Origin of the sequence: Ferdinandcohnia sp. QZ13 (assembly GCF_031324165.1) — a bacterium.
GTDB lineage: Bacteria > Bacillota > Bacilli > Bacillales > Bacillaceae_L > Ferdinandcohnia.
The window spans coordinates 1115774-1135206 of sequence record NZ_JAVIVW010000001.1; the positions used below are offsets into that span (position 1 = coordinate 1115774).

General features: G+C 38.0%; 18 protein-coding genes and 1 pseudogene. 8 read left to right on the plus strand and 11 right to left on the minus strand.

Annotation, left to right across the window (positions count from 1 at the left end; translation table 11 throughout):
• Nucleotide 1: 1 nt before the first annotated feature.
• Together RGU12_RS05405 and RGU12_RS05410 are read right to left on the minus strand one after the other, a co-directional pair.
• A complete protein-coding gene (locus RGU12_RS05405; RefSeq protein ID WP_309535148.1) occupies nt 2-829 on the minus strand; it encodes a UTP--glucose-1-phosphate uridylyltransferase in 828 nt (275 codons plus the stop codon).
• Between the two features lie 164 nt (nt 830-993).
• Nucleotides 994-1242, minus strand: coding sequence for a hypothetical protein (locus RGU12_RS05410; protein ID WP_309535149.1), 249 nt, complete (start codon nt 1240-1242; stop codon nt 994-996).
• A gap of 85 nt (nt 1243-1327) precedes the next feature.
• Here RGU12_RS05410 and RGU12_RS05415 point away from each other — a divergent pair.
• A pseudogene (locus RGU12_RS05415) lies at nt 1328-1937 on the plus strand (LysE family transporter).
• Here RGU12_RS05415 and RGU12_RS05420 read toward each other — a convergent pair.
• A complete protein-coding gene (locus RGU12_RS05420) occupies nt 1934-3280 on the minus strand; it encodes an amino acid permease (RefSeq protein WP_309535150.1) in 1347 nt (448 codons plus the stop codon). The pseudogene RGU12_RS05415 and the gene RGU12_RS05420 sit on opposite strands and share 4 nt — an antisense overlap.
• 5 nt (nt 3281-3285) lie before the next feature.
• Nucleotides 3286-4518, minus strand: a complete 1233-nt coding sequence (gene bcbE, locus RGU12_RS05425) for a bacillibactin exporter BcbE (RefSeq protein WP_309535151.1) — start codon at nt 4516-4518, stop codon at nt 3286-3288.
• Between the two features lie 200 nt (nt 4519-4718).
• Here bcbE and fabI point away from each other — a divergent pair, with 200 nt between their 5' ends.
• Nucleotides 4719-5498, plus strand: a complete 780-nt coding sequence (gene fabI / locus RGU12_RS05430) for an enoyl-ACP reductase FabI (RefSeq protein WP_116351099.1) — start codon at nt 4719-4721, stop codon at nt 5496-5498.
• A 44-nt stretch (nt 5499-5542) separates the two neighbouring features.
• Here the strand turns inward: fabI and RGU12_RS05435 are convergent, their stop codons facing one another.
• Nucleotides 5543-7390 (minus strand): monovalent cation:proton antiporter family protein, encoded by a 1848-nt coding sequence (locus RGU12_RS05435; RefSeq protein ID WP_309535152.1) that lies wholly within the window; start codon nt 7388-7390, stop codon nt 5543-5545.
• Nucleotides 7391-7423: 33 nt separating this feature from the next.
• Nucleotides 7424-8803: a magnesium transporter gene (gene mgtE / locus RGU12_RS05440; protein ID WP_309535153.1), complete on the minus strand. Its 1380-nt coding sequence runs from the start codon at nt 8801-8803 to the stop codon at nt 7424-7426.
• A 282-nt stretch (nt 8804-9085) separates the two neighbouring features.
• Between mgtE and RGU12_RS05445 the strand changes: the two genes are divergently transcribed.
• Both RGU12_RS05445 and prpE read left to right on the plus strand, forming a co-directional pair.
• Entirely contained in the window at nt 9086-10261 is a 1176-nt protein-coding gene (locus tag RGU12_RS05445) for an FtsW/RodA/SpoVE family cell cycle protein (protein WP_309535154.1), read from the plus strand.
• A gap of 266 nt (nt 10262-10527) precedes the next feature.
• Complete coding sequence (gene prpE, locus RGU12_RS05450; RefSeq protein ID WP_309535155.1) at nt 10528-11265, plus strand: bis(5'-nucleosyl)-tetraphosphatase PrpE; 738 nt, start codon at nt 10528-10530, stop codon at nt 11263-11265.
• 260 nt (nt 11266-11525) lie between these two features.
• On the opposite strand, the gene RGU12_RS05455 is transcribed toward prpE, so the two are convergent.
• Genes RGU12_RS05455 through RGU12_RS05470 form a run of 4 tightly spaced genes read right to left on the minus strand, consistent with a single transcriptional unit; the run spans nt 11526 to nt 14294 of the window.
• Nucleotides 11526-12425, minus strand: coding sequence for an RluA family pseudouridine synthase (locus RGU12_RS05455; protein WP_309535156.1), 900 nt, complete (start codon nt 12423-12425; stop codon nt 11526-11528).
• Between the two features lie 17 nt (nt 12426-12442).
• Nucleotides 12443-13237, minus strand: coding sequence for an NAD kinase (locus tag RGU12_RS05460; RefSeq protein ID WP_116351105.1), 795 nt, complete (start codon nt 13235-13237; stop codon nt 12443-12445).
• 17 nt (nt 13238-13254) lie between these two features.
• Nucleotides 13255-13896 (minus strand): GTP diphosphokinase, encoded by a 642-nt coding sequence (gene yjbM / locus RGU12_RS05465; protein WP_309535157.1) that lies wholly within the window; start codon nt 13894-13896, stop codon nt 13255-13257.
• Nucleotides 13897-13919: 23 nt separating this feature from the next.
• Nucleotides 13920-14294: a UPF0738 family protein gene (locus RGU12_RS05470; protein ID WP_309535158.1), complete on the minus strand. Its 375-nt coding sequence runs from the start codon at nt 14292-14294 to the stop codon at nt 13920-13922.
• A gap of 142 nt (nt 14295-14436) precedes the next feature.
• On the opposite strand from RGU12_RS05470, the gene RGU12_RS05475 reads away from it, so the two are divergent.
• The 4 genes from RGU12_RS05475 (at nt 14437) to RGU12_RS23855 (ending at nt 17322) form a co-directional block, all read left to right on the plus strand.
• Nucleotides 14437-15036 (plus strand): CYTH domain-containing protein, encoded by a 600-nt coding sequence (locus tag RGU12_RS05475; protein ID WP_309535159.1) that lies wholly within the window; start codon nt 14437-14439, stop codon nt 15034-15036.
• Complete coding sequence (locus RGU12_RS05480) at nt 15033-15647, plus strand: lytic transglycosylase domain-containing protein (protein ID WP_309535160.1); 615 nt, start codon at nt 15033-15035, stop codon at nt 15645-15647. Before RGU12_RS05475 ends, RGU12_RS05480 begins: the two co-directional genes overlap by 4 nt.
• A gap of 197 nt (nt 15648-15844) precedes the next feature.
• Entirely contained in the window at nt 15845-16684 is an 840-nt protein-coding gene (locus RGU12_RS05485; RefSeq protein WP_149917163.1) for a ClpXP adapter SpxH family protein, read from the plus strand.
• 491 nt (nt 16685-17175) lie between these two features.
• Nucleotides 17176-17322, plus strand: a complete 147-nt coding sequence (locus tag RGU12_RS23855; protein WP_505307731.1) for a hypothetical protein — start codon at nt 17176-17178, stop codon at nt 17320-17322.
• Nucleotides 17323-17539: 217 nt separating this feature from the next.
• Here RGU12_RS23855 and pepF read toward each other — a convergent pair whose 3' ends face one another.
• A complete protein-coding gene (gene pepF / locus RGU12_RS05490; protein ID WP_309535161.1) occupies nt 17540-19363 on the minus strand; it encodes an oligoendopeptidase F in 1824 nt (607 codons plus the stop codon).
• Between the last annotated feature and the right edge of the window lie 70 nt (nt 19364-19433).

A 19433-nucleotide genomic window follows, 5' to 3' on the forward strand; every position in this document is an offset into this window, starting at 1 on the left:
TTTACTTCTCCTCTTCCCCTTGTTGTAATGTATATATTTTTTGTACAAGCCTTATATATTCAGCTTCTTTTGCAATATCAAAACGCTCACTGCTAACCTCAAGACCATATGCGGACTCTGATTGAAGCATGAGCTTGATTGCATCGGTTAGTTGAACTTCCGAACCGACACCAGGTTGGGTTTGTTCTAAGCATGCAAAGATGTTAGGCTTCAAAATATATCTTCCTGTTACAGCAAGATTCGAAGGTGGATTATTTTTCGGTTTTTCAACAATATCAGAAATTTTATACAAATGATCTTTTACCTGTTTCTCTACCTGAATGACTCCATAGCTTTTCAAATGGGTTTCATCAACCTTTTGTAAAGCTATAACATTTCTATCATATTCACGATAAGATTCTATTAACTCCTCTAATGGGTTTTGTTTAGTAGAAAGGTAGATTTCATCCGGTAGTAAAATGGCAAATGGGTCATTTCCGACAAAATCCTTTGCTAATGAGACCGCATGCCCTAGGCCCTTTGGATAGAACTGTCTCGTATAATAAATTTTCACCTTCGGAAGCTCCAACGTATTGAGGAGATGTTGTTTGTTTTGCTGTTCTAGAAATGCTTCTAATTCTAAGGATCGATCATAATAATCTACAATTAAATTTTTTGTACGTGAGACAATCATGAGGATTTGCTCAATACCTGCTTTCACAGCTTCTTCCACAATATAATCAATAGCCGGACGCCCTCCGATAGGGAGCATTTCTTTTGGAAGTACTTTCGTCATTGGTAATCCCCGTGTACCAAACCCTGCTGCAGGAATAATTGCCTTTTTTATCATTTAGTTGTCTCCCCCCTTCTGTTATTATTTAATTTATTCACGAGTTGTCTTAGAGGAAGTTGTCCACCTTAGAAAGGGCTAGTAAATGAGGCAAATGTATAAACGTTTTTTGCATAAAAAAACCACGGATTATTTTCCGTGGGGAACTTTTCACTATATCTTTTTTAATACTTATTCGTGCCTTCTATAGCATGTTGTGTTTCTTCTAGTCTACGAAGTCTTTCTTTTGCACGATGGAAATCTTTGTTTTCTGTTTCCCCTGAATTTTCTACCTCTCGTAATTGTTCTTTCGCTAGTAGTAAAATATTCTGAGCATACTGGAACCGCTCAAGGTCATCATTTCCTTGTGATTCGATTACAGCTTTCTCGGCTTCATCAACTGATCGTATAAATTGAAACGTTACATTTTCCATTAGCTTCTTCCCTTCAAAAAATAGTGGTACAAGACCTTCTTCCTGAATACACTGTTGAGACAAGTTTTTTCAAGGAGTGTAGAGCGTGGGAGTTCTTTTAAGTTATGTTTTATTAGGTCTCAGTCTAGCCGCACCAATTGGTCCTGTTAATGCTGCACAATTAGGGATAAAATTTGGGTTTTTACATGCCTGGTTAGTTGGTGTTGGTGCTGTACTAGCTGATGGGGTATATATGTTAATTGTCTATTTAGGCCAATACCCCATTTATTCAAACCTTCCTAAGGCTATTTGGATGTTTTGTCTTAATCTATACTGGGATTGAAGGCATGTTAAGTGCAGGAAAAATCAATTTGCAGAATTCCAGAAATCAAGAGCCTTCCTATAAAGCTTTTTTCTCCGGTTTTATGATGTCGATAACAAACCCCTTGACCATTTTATTCTGGCTAGGGATCTATGGCTCTGTATTGGCAAAAACAGCGACTACTTCAACCAATGGTGATCTTATCATTTACAGTGCTGCCATTTTCTGTGGTTTATTGCTTTGGGATGTAACAATGGCCACGATATCGAGTGGGTTCAGGAGGATTTTGACCTTACGTTTGTTAGCACTCATATCCATTGTGTCCGGCCTATCTCTCATTGGTTTTGGAATCTATTTTGGAATCCAAGGAGTAAAGTTTTTACTAAGTCATTAAGGTTTTTCAAGCTTTTCAAACAATGTACCCATACTTAAAGAATCTTTCTTTTTCCAGCCAGCATTCTTTATTAATGCAAAAACACCTATAACTAAGACAAATCCGAGACTAATAAAGAAGCCTGGACGAATTTCCTTACTATATAAAGTTCCACTAACTGCCAATAAAATAAACAACAATCCCAAATAATATTTCATTTTCCCAATAAATCTAGGCTTTAATAAGCGATTTGCGGACAGCAAGATAAACAGCCAATTATAAAGAAGCATAAGTCCTGCGCCAGTTGTAATATACTCGTATATACTATCAGGCATTAAAAGTGAGAATATAATGGAAGCAAGTAAGCCGGATGCAGTTAAAATAAACGCAGGTATAGGTACCTTTAATTTTCCTTTTTTCGAAAAGACCTTTGGGGCATCTCCATCCTCTGACAAATTCACCAAGATACTTGTTACCCCGTAGAGTGCTGCCACCATCGTCGAAAACCCACCTATAATGAGTGCCCCATTAAAAATATCAGCAACTAACGGAATATTATAATTATCCCATGCAACAACAAAGGTGCTTTCTTCGCCTGTAAAGACTTTCCATGACACAAGCATCACAGCAAGTCCAATTGAGCCTAAGTAAATAATCGTTAGTAGAAGCAGCATCACCTTTCCAGCTTTAGGTGCTTCGGTTTTATCTTTTAGCTGAGTCCCCATTAACCCCATCACTTCGATCCCACCAAAAGCATAAAATGCAAAAATCAAAGCAGACCAGAGCCCCAAAATACCTTTAGGAAAATACTCGGTTGGCATTTGAGGATCTCTTGTTCCATCAAGCGCACCGGTCACTGCCAAAACTCCAATGACAATAAACATAAGGATGGCAGAGATCTTGATGAGGGCAAAAATATTTTCCAATTTGTTTATTCCACTTGTACCGATTAACAGCACACCCAACCCTAACACACCACAAATGGCTGCAAATATCCAAAGAGGAATACTAGGAAACCAGAATTTGGTAAAAATCGACAAAGCTGTTAACTGACTCCCCATAATCAACATCTCTGCACTCCAGTAAATCCAACCGATACTAAAACCAGCCCATTTTCCAAAGGCTTGTTTGGCGTAAGTCCTAAACGCCCCGTTTTCAGCTTTATTTGCAGTCAATTTAGCCAAACCATCATACACAAAGTAAGTTCCAATTGCAGCGATGACAAACAGAATCAGTACGGCGGGTCCAGCTGTACGTATCCCAATACTGGACCCTAGAAAAAAACCTGTACCGATTGTACATCCAACACCAAATAGTGAGAGCTGCCACCATTTCATATTTTGATTTTTACTGTCTTTCCCCATCCTTTTTACCTCTTCATTTTTTGAAATAATGAATCTGTTCGAACCCGCTTAGGCGGCTTAATAAAAAATAAGACTAGAATAGCCGCTAGAGCTGATATACCGGCGACTGAAAAAAACAAGATATCATGTGAAAGCTTCATTAAAATGGCAAAAACAGGTGGCCCAACTGCAACTCCAATGAAGCGGGCACTACTATAGATGGATGTAATCGTACCTCTTTCATCTTTTTCAATACCATTCGTAATTAACGCATCTAAGCTTGGAAGGGCTATTCCAATCCCAATTCCACAAAAAACAAGAGCTACGAGAAAGACATATAAATTTTCGGTATAACAAATGGCAAAAACAGCGGCCGTTGAGACTAATATCCCGAAGAAAATAATCCATTTAATTGCATTCTTATCATCCCCTAGCTTCTTACCTGTGATAAAAGAAGCGAGACATAGTGCACCTAACGGAATAGCCAGGATGAGTCCCTTAATGATCCCGTCGATTCCGTATTTATCTTCTAAAATCGAAGACAGGAAGAAAAGCATGCCGAAAAGGATATACATACAGATAGTACCGACAATAAAAATACAGATTAGCCATCGTCCTTCTTCTTTTAATGTTCGAGTAATTTTCTTAAGAAAAAATTTAAAACCAGTAGTATCAACATCATTATTCTTTGGTGTGTGAACCATAAATTGAATCAACAGGATCGAAATCAAACAAAAAATCGGAAAAGCAAAAAAAGGCATATACCAAATCATGGCAGCTAGTATCGCACCTAATATTGGGCTAAGTACCTTTCCTAATGTATTGGATGTTTCAATTAATCCGAGTCCAGTATTCACATCCTTTTCACTTTTACACATATCCCCAATTAATGGTATAACAATTGGAAAAGCTCCTGCTGCTCCGACTCCTTGCAACAGTCTTCCTACTAAAATCAGGATATACGGACTTTCGAATAACCACGAGGCGAGTCCTGCAAGTAGACCTCCTATCCCGGCAATGATTAAGCTTGGGATAATCACTTTCTTTCTTCCAATTCGATCGGAAAGAAAGCCAGCTATCGGGATTAAAATAATCGCAACAACAGAGTAGATCGTAATAATTAAGCTTGATTGAAAAGATGAAATATCTAGTTCTTTTTCCATTATTGGTAATACAGGAATAAGCATAGAATTGCCCAAGGTCATGACTAATGGGATAGATGCAAGTGAAAGCACGCCCCATTTCTCTTTTTTCTGCATATCACTCTTCTCCTTCGGAATTCTATCTCAAATAGGAATACATATAGATTTTAGCTTCACCTGATACGTTGATAATATGTATGGAAAGGTTTATCATAGCTGGATTTGGGAAAATAATAAACTAAAATATAGTATCAGATACTAAAACCAGGTATAATAAGATAAGAGGAAAACATTTTTGATGCATTATGGAGGTAACAATGGAAGATTTAATTCAATTAGAAGGTAAAAATATTGTCGTTATGGGCGTAGCCAATGAAAGAAGCATTGCTTGGGGTGTTGCAGAGTCCCTTTATAAGGCTGGTGCTAAAGTCATTTATACGTATCGTCTTGATCGTTCACGTGAAAAATTAGAAAAATTATTAGAGAAATACAATTACCCCGCAGAAATGATTGTAAGATGTGATGTGAATAGCGATGAAAGCATCTCACAAGCTTTTACTGAAATTGGCGAAAAAGTAGGCACGATCCACGGATTAGTACACTCTGTGGCATTCGCCAACGCAGATGACCTAAAAGGTGATTTTATCGATACATCAAGAGATGGATATGCGTTTGCACAAGATACGAGTGCATATTCATTGGTTGCTGCAGCAAAAGCCGCGCGACCATATTTAGCAGAAGATGCTTCGATCCTAACAATGTCATATCTAGGTGCTGTACGTGCACTTCCTGGTTATAATGTGATGGGAATTGCAAAAGCTTCACTTGAAGCATGTGTGAGATATCTTACATTTGACCTTGGAAAAGATGGGGTTAGAATCAATGCAATATCAGCTGGTCCAATTCGAACATTAGCTGCTAAAGGTGTACCAGGCTTCAATGATATTATGAAAATGATTGAAGAAAAGGCGCCACTTAAGCGAAATGTGACAAAAGAAGATGTCGGTAACATGTCCATCGCCATGCTAAGCAATCTGTCACGAGGAGTGACCGGCGAAGTAATCTATGTTGATTCTGGCTATAATATTGTTGGATAAAAAAAACGAGGGCGAGACCACTTGATGGCTCGCCCTTTCTTCATTTAGAATTCTAAATCAAACCTTAATTCATCCACATACTCCCTAGAGCCGGTTACAATTAATCGGTCCCCAAGCTGAAGTTCTGTATCACCATGTGGAACAATTGAATCTTTGCCTCTAAAAATACGAACAAAGATGACATCTCCAGTAAACGGGAAATTTCGTAGCATGGTTCCATCATAGATACTATTGTTCATATCAATCTCATATAAGGACTGTTCTTGATTGGTAAGGATTGTCATAATACTCGGTACTTCAATCAACGCACGAAGTAAAGTATTGGTCGACATTAGTAAAGAGAATACCTCAATATTTTGATCTTTGAGTTCTTCACCAAGTGAACCTGATTCGATTCTGGCAATTACACGGTCTACTCCATTATCCTTTGCAAATTTAGCAATTTCAGCATTCTGCTGATCAGATCCCGTTGTAATTACTAAAATCTCCACATCAAACACATTTAACTTTTCAAGGGTTTCGATTGAATAATCGTCAAGACCTACAATATCAAACACAGAATCAGAATGCTTTTTATCAATCTTATCCTGGGTTGTATGATAAATCGTCGTATCATACAACTTGGAGTTCAACTCCCTTATCACAGGTAATGACATTTGGTTTGCACCAATAAAGGCAACCCGAATGACTGGTTCTTCGTCCACTTGCTTTGGAAAGAGCTTCTTAAACCCAATTGGCGAAACAATACTTGCAATAATCGCAACTAAAATCAATGCACCAGACATCCGATCATCAATAATCCCCATTTTCTCCCCAACAGTTGCTGCTGCAATGACAAGAGATAATGTTGATGTTAATAATGCACCGGCACCGATTGTCGTTCGCCAATCATACCAGCGTTTAATATAAAGAATCGGAACCATTTTTGAAATAACTAAAGCGATAAATAATAAGGGAATAAGCATTAATATTTTCGGATCCTGGAAAAGCGACCATATGTCGAGTTCCACCCCTATCATCACGAAGAAGATCGGAATTAAGAATCCATAACCAAATGAATCAAGCTGTTGCACCATTTCATGATTTGGTGACAATAATGAGACTAATACACCAGCTAAAAACGCGCCTAAAATATTCTCAGCACCAATCGTTTCAGAAAGAGCAACTAAAATCATGATGAGTGCAAAAATTGCTCTTGTTCCAATTTGAACGGTTCCCTTCGACATCGTTTCAAGGAAGGATCGGTTTTGAAACCTCTTCCCAACTAAATAGAGAAGTACCCCTGCACCAAATAAGATTAATAAGAGCCACATATTGCTCTCTCCGCCTCCGTAAATAGAGGCAAAAACAGCAAGTAAAATCATGGTAACAAGGTCAGCCACTACTGCGATTAGCAGGATAATCTGACCAATATTTGTTTTCATGATTTGAGCATCCTTAAGGGTGGGCACAACAACGCCTAAAGAAATTGTTGAGATAATTAAAGTCATTAAAAAGGCATTATCCGTGAATCCTGTCCAAACAAATAAATAGGATAACAGAAGCGATAATACAAAAATTCCTGTGAATACAATTAATGAAACGAGAAAAGTACTTGGAGCCTTTTTACCATTTGGTAGAGTTTGTTTCTTTTTGCCTCCTGCAAAAGCAGAAAAGTCAATTTCAACCCCACTTAAAAACATTAAAAAAATGAATCCTAATGTCGATAAAGTTTCAAGCCACATATCAGGTTCAACGACGTCAAACCCACTTTTCCCAATAATAATACCCATAATAATTTCTGCTACAACAACAGGGATTACCCGAAGTTTAAATCTATGTAATAACAGTGGTGTCAAGAAAGCCACCACCATCACTACGACTAATGATGTTAATGAAGCACCATGTTCCATGTTTTACCCCCAATATAATAAATTTTAAAATGACTAAACAAGATAGCCCATAAAAAAGGTTGCTAATCCAAAATAAATTAAAATACTAATAATGTCATTAATGGTGGTGATAAAAGGTCCCGACGCAACTGCAGGGTCTACCTTTAACCGATGCATAAGTAACGGTACAAGTGCACCAGCAAGCGTTGCTACAATCAATGTAATTAAAATTGAAAATCCAACTAATAATCCAAGAAAGAAGTCACCTTTCCAAAAATAAACAACGAACATTATTACCGTTCCACAAACGGCCCCAGTTATTACACCAGTCCCAGCTTCCCTTAGGATTAATAGCCATTTGTTTTCATCTTCATCCTCACCAATTGCAATTCGACGAACGGCAACAGCCAAAGCTTGTGTTCCAGTATTCCCTGCCATACCGGCAATTAATGGAATAAAAACAGCTAAAATGGCAACCTGATCTAATGTTGCTTCAAATCGCCCAATAAGGCTTGCAGTCAACATTCCGAGGAAAGATAAAATAATCAACCATGGCAATCTCTTTTTAGCGGATGTAAAAATATTTTTATCAGCTGAATCTACATCTGAAATACCCGCTAACTTCGAGTAATCATCAGACGCCTCTTCATCGATAACATCAATAATGTCATCTACGGTAATGATTCCTAATAAATGATTTTGAAAATCGATAACCGGAACTGCTAAGAAATTATAGTCTTTCATTTTTCGCGCGACTTCTTCTTGATCCTCACTAACTGACACGGATACAACACGGTCATTCATGATTTCAAGGATCATGGTATCATCATCACTAACAAGCAAATCACGGATAGAAATGACACCGACAAGTCGTTTTTCTTCATCAATTACATACACATAATAGATTGTTTCAGCACGAGGAGCCTCTTTTTTCAAGATGTACATGGCTGATTTTACGGTTTGATTAGCATGTATCGCAATATATTCGGTAGTCATGATACTACCTGCAGTATATTCCTCATAATGAAGAAGCTGTTTAATTTCCCCCGCAGCTTCATCATCCATAATTGTCAAATAGCTTGCAACCTGTTCCTTGTTTAATTCATTCAATACGTCAACTGCATCGTCGGCATACATTTGTGACAGCATATCCGCGACAAAGGTTGGTTCCATCTCTGATAAAAGCTCTTCATATTCATTCTCATCGATCTCAAGGTTTTCAAAAACCTCTGCCATTTCAGTTGGTGATAAAAAAAGATATACGCGCATTCTAGCATCTTTTGGTAACTTTGCATAGAATTTTGATCTTTCATATGGATGAATTTCTAAGAATATTTCTCGGAATTCGTCAATATTCTCATTTTCTAGCGCTGCCAGCAATTGTTCAGTTTCTAATTGCTGTTGCTCTTTTTCAGTTACTTCTTGTTGTAACATGTTCTTCCCCCCCTTACAACTTGAAAAACAAAATCTTAACATACATTTCATAAAATGTAACATACAACCATTTACTTTTTGTGGCAACTTGTATATCATTAATTTTTTAGTTTGCACGATGTAATGATTTGCAATCACTCAAAAATAAGCTAAGATAGAATTGGCTCATCAAAATGCGCAGGCGCGCATGGAGCTGGACTTCTACTTAAAAAATTGGATAATGATTTATACCCTGTTTTCTATAATATAAAACTCGTGCCTGATTAGAAAGGATTTTTATCCATGAATAAAGAAAATACTCCACAAAAAATTGATTATACATTGTTGTTTATTTTATTTCTAATGGCCATCGTTAGTGCCATCGCAATCCAAAGTTCACAGCCTTTTTTACCTGAAAAGCTTAAAAATATAAATTTCGCAGCCCAACAACTTCAATGGTATGTAATTGGAATTTTTGCTATCATCGGGACAATGGTTATTGATTTTGACCGTTTTAAAATGATTTCCTGGTACTTATATGGATTTGGGATGGTTTTATTATTTGGTCTCTTTTTAGAAAAATTCATTAGCGTTCCCTTTGCTCAAACAATCAAAGGAGCTACTGCCTGGTACTCCTTCCCTGGTTTAGGAAGTTTCCAGCCTTCAGAATTAATGAAAATCATTATGATTATTGTGTTAAGCAAAATAATAGCTGATCATCGTGAAAACTACCCGATTAATACGGTAAGGGATGATTTACTATTAATTGGTAAATTTATAGTAACATCCCTTCCACCCATTTTTCTACTCTACAAACAACCGGACATGGGAATGATTATGGTCTTTATGTCAATCATTGCAACAATGATTCTTGTTGCAGGTATTAAATGGAGAATTATTTTGACCGTTGTTTTTACGGCTGTTTTTGCAATTTCGTTAGGAGTTTTCCTATACTTTAACTTTCCGGACTTTTTCTTTGAGTACATTATAGAAGACTACCAGATGAATCGTTTTTATGGCTGGCTCGCTCCTTTTGCTACTGCCAGTAACGAGGGGCATCAGTTGGTTCGCTCCCTCCTCGCCATTGGGTCTGGCCAATTACATGGCAAAGGTTTTCAGGAATCTGAGGTTACGATTCCTGAAGGACACACCGATTTTATTTTTGCGGTGATTGCCGAACAATTTGGATTCATTGGAACAAGTATTATTATTTCCTTATTCTTCTTATTAATCTATCGAATGATTCATATTGCACTTGAAAGTCACGATCCATATGGTAGTTACTTATGTGCAGGTGTGATTGGAATGATCACTTTCCAAGTATTTCAAAACGTTGGAATGACAGTCGGAATCCTACCAATTACGGGCCTTCCATTACCGTTCATTAGCTATGGAGGTAGCTCCCTTGCCACCTATATGATCGCAATCGGGATTGTGCTGAATGTTCGTTCGAGAACGAAGAAGTTTATGTTTGACTGACATCATTCAGTTGGGATTAACCCCCAACTATATGATATTGTAGCCCCCGCGGATGCCACGATTTTACAAGGGAATTTTTCGAGCAGTAAGTTCAAAGACTAAAAACGCCACATCCTGTGGCAACGTCTTTATACCCACTCCTATAGGCCTAAAAGTCGGACACGAATACGCCAAAAGCGTATTTGATTTTATAGAAATAAAATCACGTTATTCTTCTTATAATAGATGGAGGAGTGACGTGATTTTTTTGTAAAGAGGTGCTATTGATGAAAATAGATGTAATCGGTGACATTCATGGTTGTTATCAGGAGTTAAAAGAATTAACGACAAAACTTGGTTATTCGTGGGAGACTGGTATTCCGATACATAATGACCGTGTACTAGCATTTGTGGGAGACTTAACAGATCGTGGTCCAGCATCATTAAAGGTGATAGAAACTGTGTACAGGCTAGTTGTTCAGGAGAAAAAAGCCTACTATGTGCCAGGAAATCACTGTAATAAGCTATATCGATATTTTCTTGGGAATAAGGTTCAGGCTACACATGGCTTGGAAACAACAGTGGCTGAATATGAGGTCTTGGATAAAAAGAAACAAGAAGCAATTCGAAGTCAGTTTATTGAATTGTATGAAATGGCCCCGCTTTATGAAAGACTAGATGGAGGAAAGTTAGTCATTGCCCATGCGGGAATTCGTGAGGATTATATTGGACGCAATGATAAAAAGGTAAAAACATTTGTATTGTATGGAGATATTACTGGCAAAAACAACCCTGATGGAACACCTGAAAGACGGGATTGGGCAAAACAATATAAGGGCTCATCATGGATTGTATATGGACACACGCCTGTAAAGGATCCGAGGTGGGTAAATCATACAGTAAATATCGATACAGGCTGCGTGTTTGGCGGAAGTTTAACAGCATTAAAATATCCAGAGATGGAGACTGTCTCAGTGCCGTCCTCTATGCCACTTGTGTCAGAGAAGTTTCGGGAAATTGGGTAAGTGGTATGGAGCAATTAGATAAAAGGTTAGGAGTACGATAATGAACCAAGCGCTTCCTATTCCCTTTTGTACGGTTTCTTAGAGTACGACGCGTTTCGCTTGTTGGGTATCATTTGGACAGGTTTGTAGTATATCATTTATCATTTTTCCGCTTGTTGATATACTGATGATGTCGTTTGCTGTATATCAACTATTGCTTTTTTCGGCTCGATGATATACCGCTAAACCTATGTCAATACCCCCTTAACGCAAAAGCGACCTCACAAGGTCGCTTTTTCCAATAACTCTCTCATATCTTCCGGCAATTCCGCATAAAAGACTACTTCTTTTTGATACATGGGATGCCAAAAACGTAGCTCTCGGCAATGAAGTGCTTGCCTTTCAATCTCAACGCGTAATCCCCCATACAAATCATCGCCAACAATCGGATGACCGATATGAGAAAGATGAACGCGAATCTGATGGGTTCTCCCTGTTTCAAGTTTAAGTTGCACTAGTGTACAAATACCAAACTCCTGCACCACTTGAAAATGGGTAACCGCCCTCTGACCATCCTCACGCACTTGCCGTTCAATAATGCTATCATCCTTCCGCCCAATCGGAGCATCTATCGTCCCGGAATCCTTCTCTAATTTACCATGTACCACGGCTTCATATGTCCTCTTTAGTCTTCCAGCCTTTTGTTGCTCTGATAAGAGATGGTGGATATGACGATGCTTTGCGACGAGCAGCAACCCGGATGTATCACGATCAAGGCGATTGACTAAATGAACCGTCACATCAAGGTCGTTTGATTGATAATAATACAAAAGTGCATTCGCTAAGCTTCGAGTCGGACTCTCCCGGGATGGGATTGATTGCTGGTATGGTGGTTTGTTTACAACCAATACGTAAGGATCTTCATATACTATCTGTAATGGTAGATTTTCAGGCTTTAGCTCTGGGCTTGGTTTCTCAGGAGGAAAAACCACTTTCAGAACCTCGCCTTCCATTAAACGATGGCGTACCGTAACAGGTTTTCCATTTATAAAAATCCCGCCACCTGCGAACTTAATATCGGTTAGGGCTGTTTTTGAAATAGCCTGCTCTTTTAAAAACTCTCTAACTAGTTTTCCAGTATCTTGTGATGATATTGTCCACTCTAATGTAAAAGCATCCACAGTCCTATATCCCTTCACTAATCGGAAATAAACGAATCACGAACCCTTTTCCAGAATGGGAATGGGCGAAACCGAGCAAAGCGTACTTTTTCAGGTGCTACGCGGCATTGAATCGATTTAACATCCTTGTGTAATAGGGTTAAATGGTCAATCGTAATGTGAAAATCCACGTCATTCACTGGTTTCATGACAATCGTATGATGATTCGGTAAAATTAAAGGTGAACCCACCGTTCGGAATACACGATTATTAATTGAAGCCATTTCCGCAACCTGGATAGCCTCAATTGACGGATGTAAAATGGCGCCACCAAGCGCTTTGTTATATGCCGTACTTCCTGAAGGTGTCGAAATACATAGTCCATCCCCGCGAAACGTTTCAAAAAGCTGTCCTTTGATTTCAAGGTCCATCACAAGTGAACCTTCTACGCTTTTTACCGTACATTCATTTAAGGCAAGATATCTCGATTCCCGTCCCCCATTAATATAGCGAATATACACCTCAAGTAATGGATATTCGACTACCTGATAAGGGGTTTTAGCGATGGCAATCACGAGTTTCTCTATTTCTTCTGGAACCCAGTCAGCATAAAACCCTAGATGACCTGTGTGTATACCAACAAAGGCTGTTTTATCTAAACGGCTACGGTAACGGTGAAAGGCATATAAAAGAGTTCCATCTCCTCCGACAGTTACGACAATATCTGGTTGATCCTCGTCATATGTGAGCCCGAAGTCCATTAAATATGTTTTTATTTTTTGCATTAATGTATTCGAGTTCGAGTCACCTCTCGAAGTTACAGCAAATTTCATGTTTTACACCCTATCTATTAAGAATTAGCAGAATCCTTGTTATCCGTTTTTCGAGAAAAAATAGCTTGTGCTTCTTGGATTTCGCCACGTATTTTAGACATTTCCTCATCAAGTAGAAAAGCAGCCTCCGCCGCACGCTGTAAGCGATGCTCAATTTCTTCAGGAAATCTGCCTTTATATTTATAGTTTAAAGAATGCTCGATCGTTGCCCAAAAATTCATTGCAAGAGTACGAACCTGGATTTCGACTAAAATTTTCTTCTCACCATCAATGGTTTGAACAGGATACTGGATCACGAGATGATATGAGCGATATCCACTTTCTTTTTTTTGTGAAATATAGTCACGTTCTTCAATGATATCTAAATCATTTCGTATCCGTAACAATTCAACAACACGCTTGATATCATCTACAAATTGACACATCATTCGCAAGCCTGCAATGTCTTGCATCTCTTCTTCGATTTTATCGAGCGGAATGTTTTTCTTCATTGCTTTATCCAAAATACTAGGGATGGGTTTTACTCTTCCTGTTACAAATTCAATTGGGGAATGGGTACCTTGCATTTCGAATTGGGTTCTCATTCCTTTAAGCTTTATTTTTAGCTCGTCAACAGCTTGCTTGTATGGAGCCAAAAAAAGATCCCAGTCTTTACTCATGATAGTCCCCCGTTTTTCTAAACTTAGGATAAAAATGTCTTCTCAACGACCTCGACCATATCATCTCCATAGTTGGCATTACCTTCAATGTTTTGTAAAAGGTACTCCAATTCAGGAATGATATCAATCAATTCGAGTTCGTTGTCTTCGAGGTGTAAAATTACTTTTTGTTTTTCGGAAATAACATTTTTTAATGATGGCCAGACAGCTGATGGCAAACTCACATATATAAATTCCTGCTCATTTTCAAGCTTGTAAATGAATGCTAGTGAATCGGAATCAACCAGCATTTGACCAGTGGCACTCAATCCGTCCGTGTCAAAGTCTGTATGCTCCGCCTTAAGCTCTAACCTGCCGTTAGAATAATTAAATTGACTAATTTCGATATGCTTCTGCATCAGTAATCTCCTTTTCTCAATTCCAAATCCACACCTATTTTATCATATGTACATCGATTCGTTAAAGAAACTGCTAATCAATTCCTAAAAAAGTCACACCTCATGATATAATAAAAACAAATTGTTGAAAAGGACGATGAAAATGTCACAAGAGCTTGAAATTGAATTTAAAAATTTGCTAGAAGAAAATGAATATCATCGATTACTTTCTGCCTTCTCAATCGACGATGAGAAAAAAGTAATCCAAGAAAATTTTTATTTCGATACAGCTCAGTTTTCCTTAAAAAACCAGGGGGCTGCCCTCCGTATTCGTGAAAAGAATGGAACATATACACTCACATTAAAACAGCCCGTTCCCCGTGGATTACTAGAGACGCATCAAGTTTTAACAGGAGAAGAAGCCAAGCAAATGCTTGATGGTGGTCCTATCATCGATGGTGAGGTTTCTACCATTTTAAAAACACTCTCTATTAACCCAATGGATGTTACATTTTATGGCTCTCTAAAAACGAAACGAGCTGAAGTAGAATATAAAAAGGGCTTACTCGTCTTGGATAAGAGTTACTATTTAAACCGTTGCGATTTCGAGGTAGAATATGAAGTAACGGATGAAGTAATCGGTAAAGAAATTTTTAATGAACTACTATTACAACACAATATACCAATTCGTAAAACTGATAATAAAATTCGTAGGTTTTATGATCGTAAAAAACAAATTCTACTAGGAGAGGAACACAGTTGAAAATAGATTTTAAAGTACTAATGGAGCTTCAAGCGTTACGAAATGTTTCAACAACAAATTCACCGACGGTGAGTAATGATGAGTCCATTTTTAAGGACATGCTGTTACAGCTGCTATCTAATTCATCTGGTGCGCCAACAGAAAGTATTCGTTCGAAAGTTGATCTCTCATCTTTATATAGCAACAAACATTATATGCCACTCAATATATCGAATTCTCAAGTTGCACCTATATCCAGTAACTATGATGACTTGATTCAACAGGCGGCACAAAAACATAATGTGGATCCACGTTTAATTAGCTCTGTTATTAAGCACGAGTCCAATTTCAATCCGAATGCAAAAAGTCATGCCGGCGCCACTGGCCTAATGCAGCTAATGCCTGCAACAGCCCGAGGATTGGGAGTCACCGATATCACAGATCCAACTCAAAATATTGAAGCAGGAACGAAATACCTCCGAAATATGCTAGATCGCTATAACGGAAATGTATCACTAGCTTTAGCTGCATATAATGCTGGACCAGGAAATGTTGATAAATTTGGTGGAATCCCACCCTTTAAAGAAACACAAAACTATGTAAGAAAAGTAACAGAAACCTATCTCGGATAATAAAAGTTCTCCCACATCAAGGGGAGAACTTTTTCATTTCGAGCAACTTTATTTCGATTCCATAAATTTCATTCCCCTAAAAAGTGCGCTTTATTTGAGTTAAATCTCGTCCATTGATAAAATGTTAATACATTCAACATATGATATACACTCCTTGCGAGTAGAAAGGGGGTAAGGTCTTGAAACAAACTGATAATATGGGATTCAAACATTCATCTAGTAATCGACCGTTGGAAATCTATATGTTTGTAGATCCACTATGTCCTGATTGTTGGGCATTGGAACCCATTTTAAAAAAGCTAACAATTGAATATGGAAAGTATTTTACGATTCGCCATATTTTAAGTGGCCGCCTTGCTTCCTTGAATATTCAAAAGAGGAAAAAGCCTGCTGATATGGCTCAAGTGTGGGAACGCACTGCTAGTCGATCAGGAATGTCTTGTGACGGAACCCTATGGCTTGAAAATCCGATTTCTGCTCCTCATTCTGTTTCCATTGCGATTAAAGCTGCAGAACTACAAGGAAAAAAAGCAGGAATCCGTTTTTTACGAAAACTCCAGGAAAATCTTTTTCTTGAAAAACGGGATATTTCAGACGCTGAAGTATTATATGCATGTGCAGATGAGGTTGGTCTTGATGTTAACGAATTTAAAAGCGATCTTCATTCATCTAGTGCTGCAAAAGCATTCCAATGCGATTTAAAAATCACATCTGAAATGGAAGTTGAGGAAATTCCGACACTTGTTTTCTTTAATGAGAACATTGAAGAGGAAGGTCTGAAAATAACCGGTTGCTATCCATATGAAATGTATGTTCATATTATTTACGATATGCTCGGCGAAAAAATAGAACCCACTCCACCCCCGCCATTGGAGGATTTCTTAAAATACTTTAAATTTGTTGCCTCTAAGGAAATTTCAGTACTGTACGATTTGCCTATACCAGAAGTCGAACGTGAAATGAAAAAGCTTATATTAAAGCAAAAAGTGGAACAAGTTCCTGTTAAATACGGAACCTTCTGGAGATATATAGAATAAAAGCGCAAGCGCATTGGGGTGAACGTCTACTAAATACTGCCACGTCCTGTGGCAAACGTAGACTTCAGCACTTCCTGTGCAAGTCCGACCAGCATAAGAAAAGCCGGCGAAAAGGATGCTTTTTATCCTTCTTGACGGATTGGCTAGACCAAAGAGGGGCTATTCGCTGGAGCTAGATATAGAATAACGAAAAAGACTTGGAATCCATTTGATCCAAGTCTTTTTTCTATATATTTCAATAAAGGGGATGGGAGAAATTTCACTTCAAACAAAGGGGTGTTGTTTGTGTGATTACTTCTTGATTACATAATAGCAAGGTTGATAACCAGTTTCAACTATTTGTACATTTTTTCACAAAGTTGTCAAATTCCTATTCTTAAAGTAGATGCTTGGACATAAATATAAAGTATAGGTCAAAATACGATGAATTGACATTCATTTGTACGGAGGGTGTAAAGATGAGGAGAATCGGATTGATCATTGGGACTTTCATGATCATCATCACGTTTGGATTAAATATATTGGGATTAATGAAATTAATTCCCCTATATATCACAACCCCTCTTTTATTTCTTTCATTCCTTGTCACATTCGTTATTTATAATAATCGAAATCGTTTCAGGGGGTTTCGCTCATAGTAAAGGGCATCCAAATTGGATGCCCCCGACTGTTGACAAACGCTCGCATACTTCGTTGCTTGCCTCTCTCGTCCGCTCATGAAGGCAACTTCTATTCGCGTCTCCGATCGGCTGCGCGCCTTGTCTGACAAGCGTTTTCAAGTCAGTCTGGGGAAAGTAATTTTACTCTAGATATCCTGTAAAAAAACAGGTAGACAAATTGGATGCCCCCTTTTGTTTATTGCTTTTCTAATAATTTTTCCATTTCAGCTAGTTTAGCTTCGAATACTTTACATGCTTCTTTAATTGGGTCTGCAGAAGTCATGTCCACACCTGCATTTTTCAGGACTTCAATTGGATAGTTAGAGTTTCCTGCTTTTAGGAAGTTGTTAATATAACGGTCAACAGCAGGCTTACCCTCTTCTAGGATTTGCTTACTTAAAGCAGTTGCAGCACTAAAGCCTGTTGCGTATTGGTAGACGTAATAATTGTAGTAGAAATGTGGAATGCGGGACCATTCTAAACCAATTTCCTCATCTACAACAATATTTGGACCAAAGTATTTTTTATTAAGTTCATAATACATTTCGGTAAACAAATCAGGTGTTAATGCAACACCCTCTTGTGCTTTCATATGAATCATATGTTCAAATTCAGCAAACATGGTCTGACGGAATACTGTTCCTCTAAAGCCTTCAAGCTGGTGATTTAAAATATATAATCTCTCTTGATCATCATCAAGAGTTTTTAATAAATAATCTCCCAAGAGTGCTTCATTACAAGTAGACGCCACTTCCGCAACAAAGATAGAATAATTTCCATACGTATACGGCTGATTATTTCTTGTATAGTAACTATGAACGGAGTGACCAAATTCATGGGCTAATGTAAATAGATTGTTCACATTGTCTTGCCAGTTCATAAGGATATAAGGATTTGTACCATAGGTTCCTGATGAATATGCACCACTTCGTTTTCCTTTATTCTCGTGAATGTCCACCCAACGATTCTCAAAGCCTTCTCTTAAAACATTTAGATAATCCTCACCCAATGGTGCAAGCCCTTTTAGGATATAATCCTTTGCTTCCTCATAGGAAACTTCCATTTTTACATCTTTTACAAGTGGTGTATAAAGGTCATACATATGAAGCTCATCCACACCAAGTGCCTTTTTGCGAAGGTCGACATAGCGATGTAACAGCGGCAATTGTTCGTTGATCGTATTCACAAGATTATCATAAACGGTCTCAGGAATATTATTGCTGCTCAAGGCTGCTTCGCGAGCAGACTTATAATTGCGAACTCGCGCATTAAAGTTATCCTTTTTAACCGTTCCACTTAATGTACTGCCAAACGTATTTTTAAATTTGCCGTATGTGTCATAGACGGATTTAAATGCTTCTTCTCTTACGCGTCGATCTGAACTTTCAAGGAAGTTAATATAACGACCATGTGTAATTTCAACCTCTTCCCCATTCTCATCTTTGATGGTTGGGAAAGTTAAATCGGCGTTGTTTAGCATTCCAAAGGTATTGCTTGAAGAATCCATTACCTCATAGGCTTGTGCAAGCAACGCCTCTTCTTTTGCAGATAAAACATGCGGGCGTTCACGGTTGATATCGTTTAAAGCATGCTCGTAAACCTTCAATTCTTCGTTTTCGGATAGGAAAGATTTAATTGTTTCCTCATCGATAGAAAGGATTTCAGGAACAATAAATGAAAGTGCACTTCCTACTTGTGTATATAGATTTGTTGCACGATCATATAAACCTTGATATAACGAATTTGAAGTATCTTGGTCATTACGCATATGTGCATATGTATAAAGTTTCCCCATTCGTAAAGAAATCGCATCTTGATAAGCTAATGCCTTATAAAGCTTATCCGCAGATTCACCAAGCTTTCCTTGGAATTCTTCAATTCCAGAAATCATCTCTTTTACTTCAGTAAATTCCTTTTCCCACTCAGCATCTGAAGCAAAAATATCTTCTAATCTCCATGTATCCTGCTCGGCAATTTCATTCCGATTCGGGAGTTTCTTTACAGTTGATTGTTCTGCCATTTAAAAGACCTCCTATTTCCTATTCACTAAAAAGTATTCGATACCCTTTTGATTATCTCCTTTTTTATTC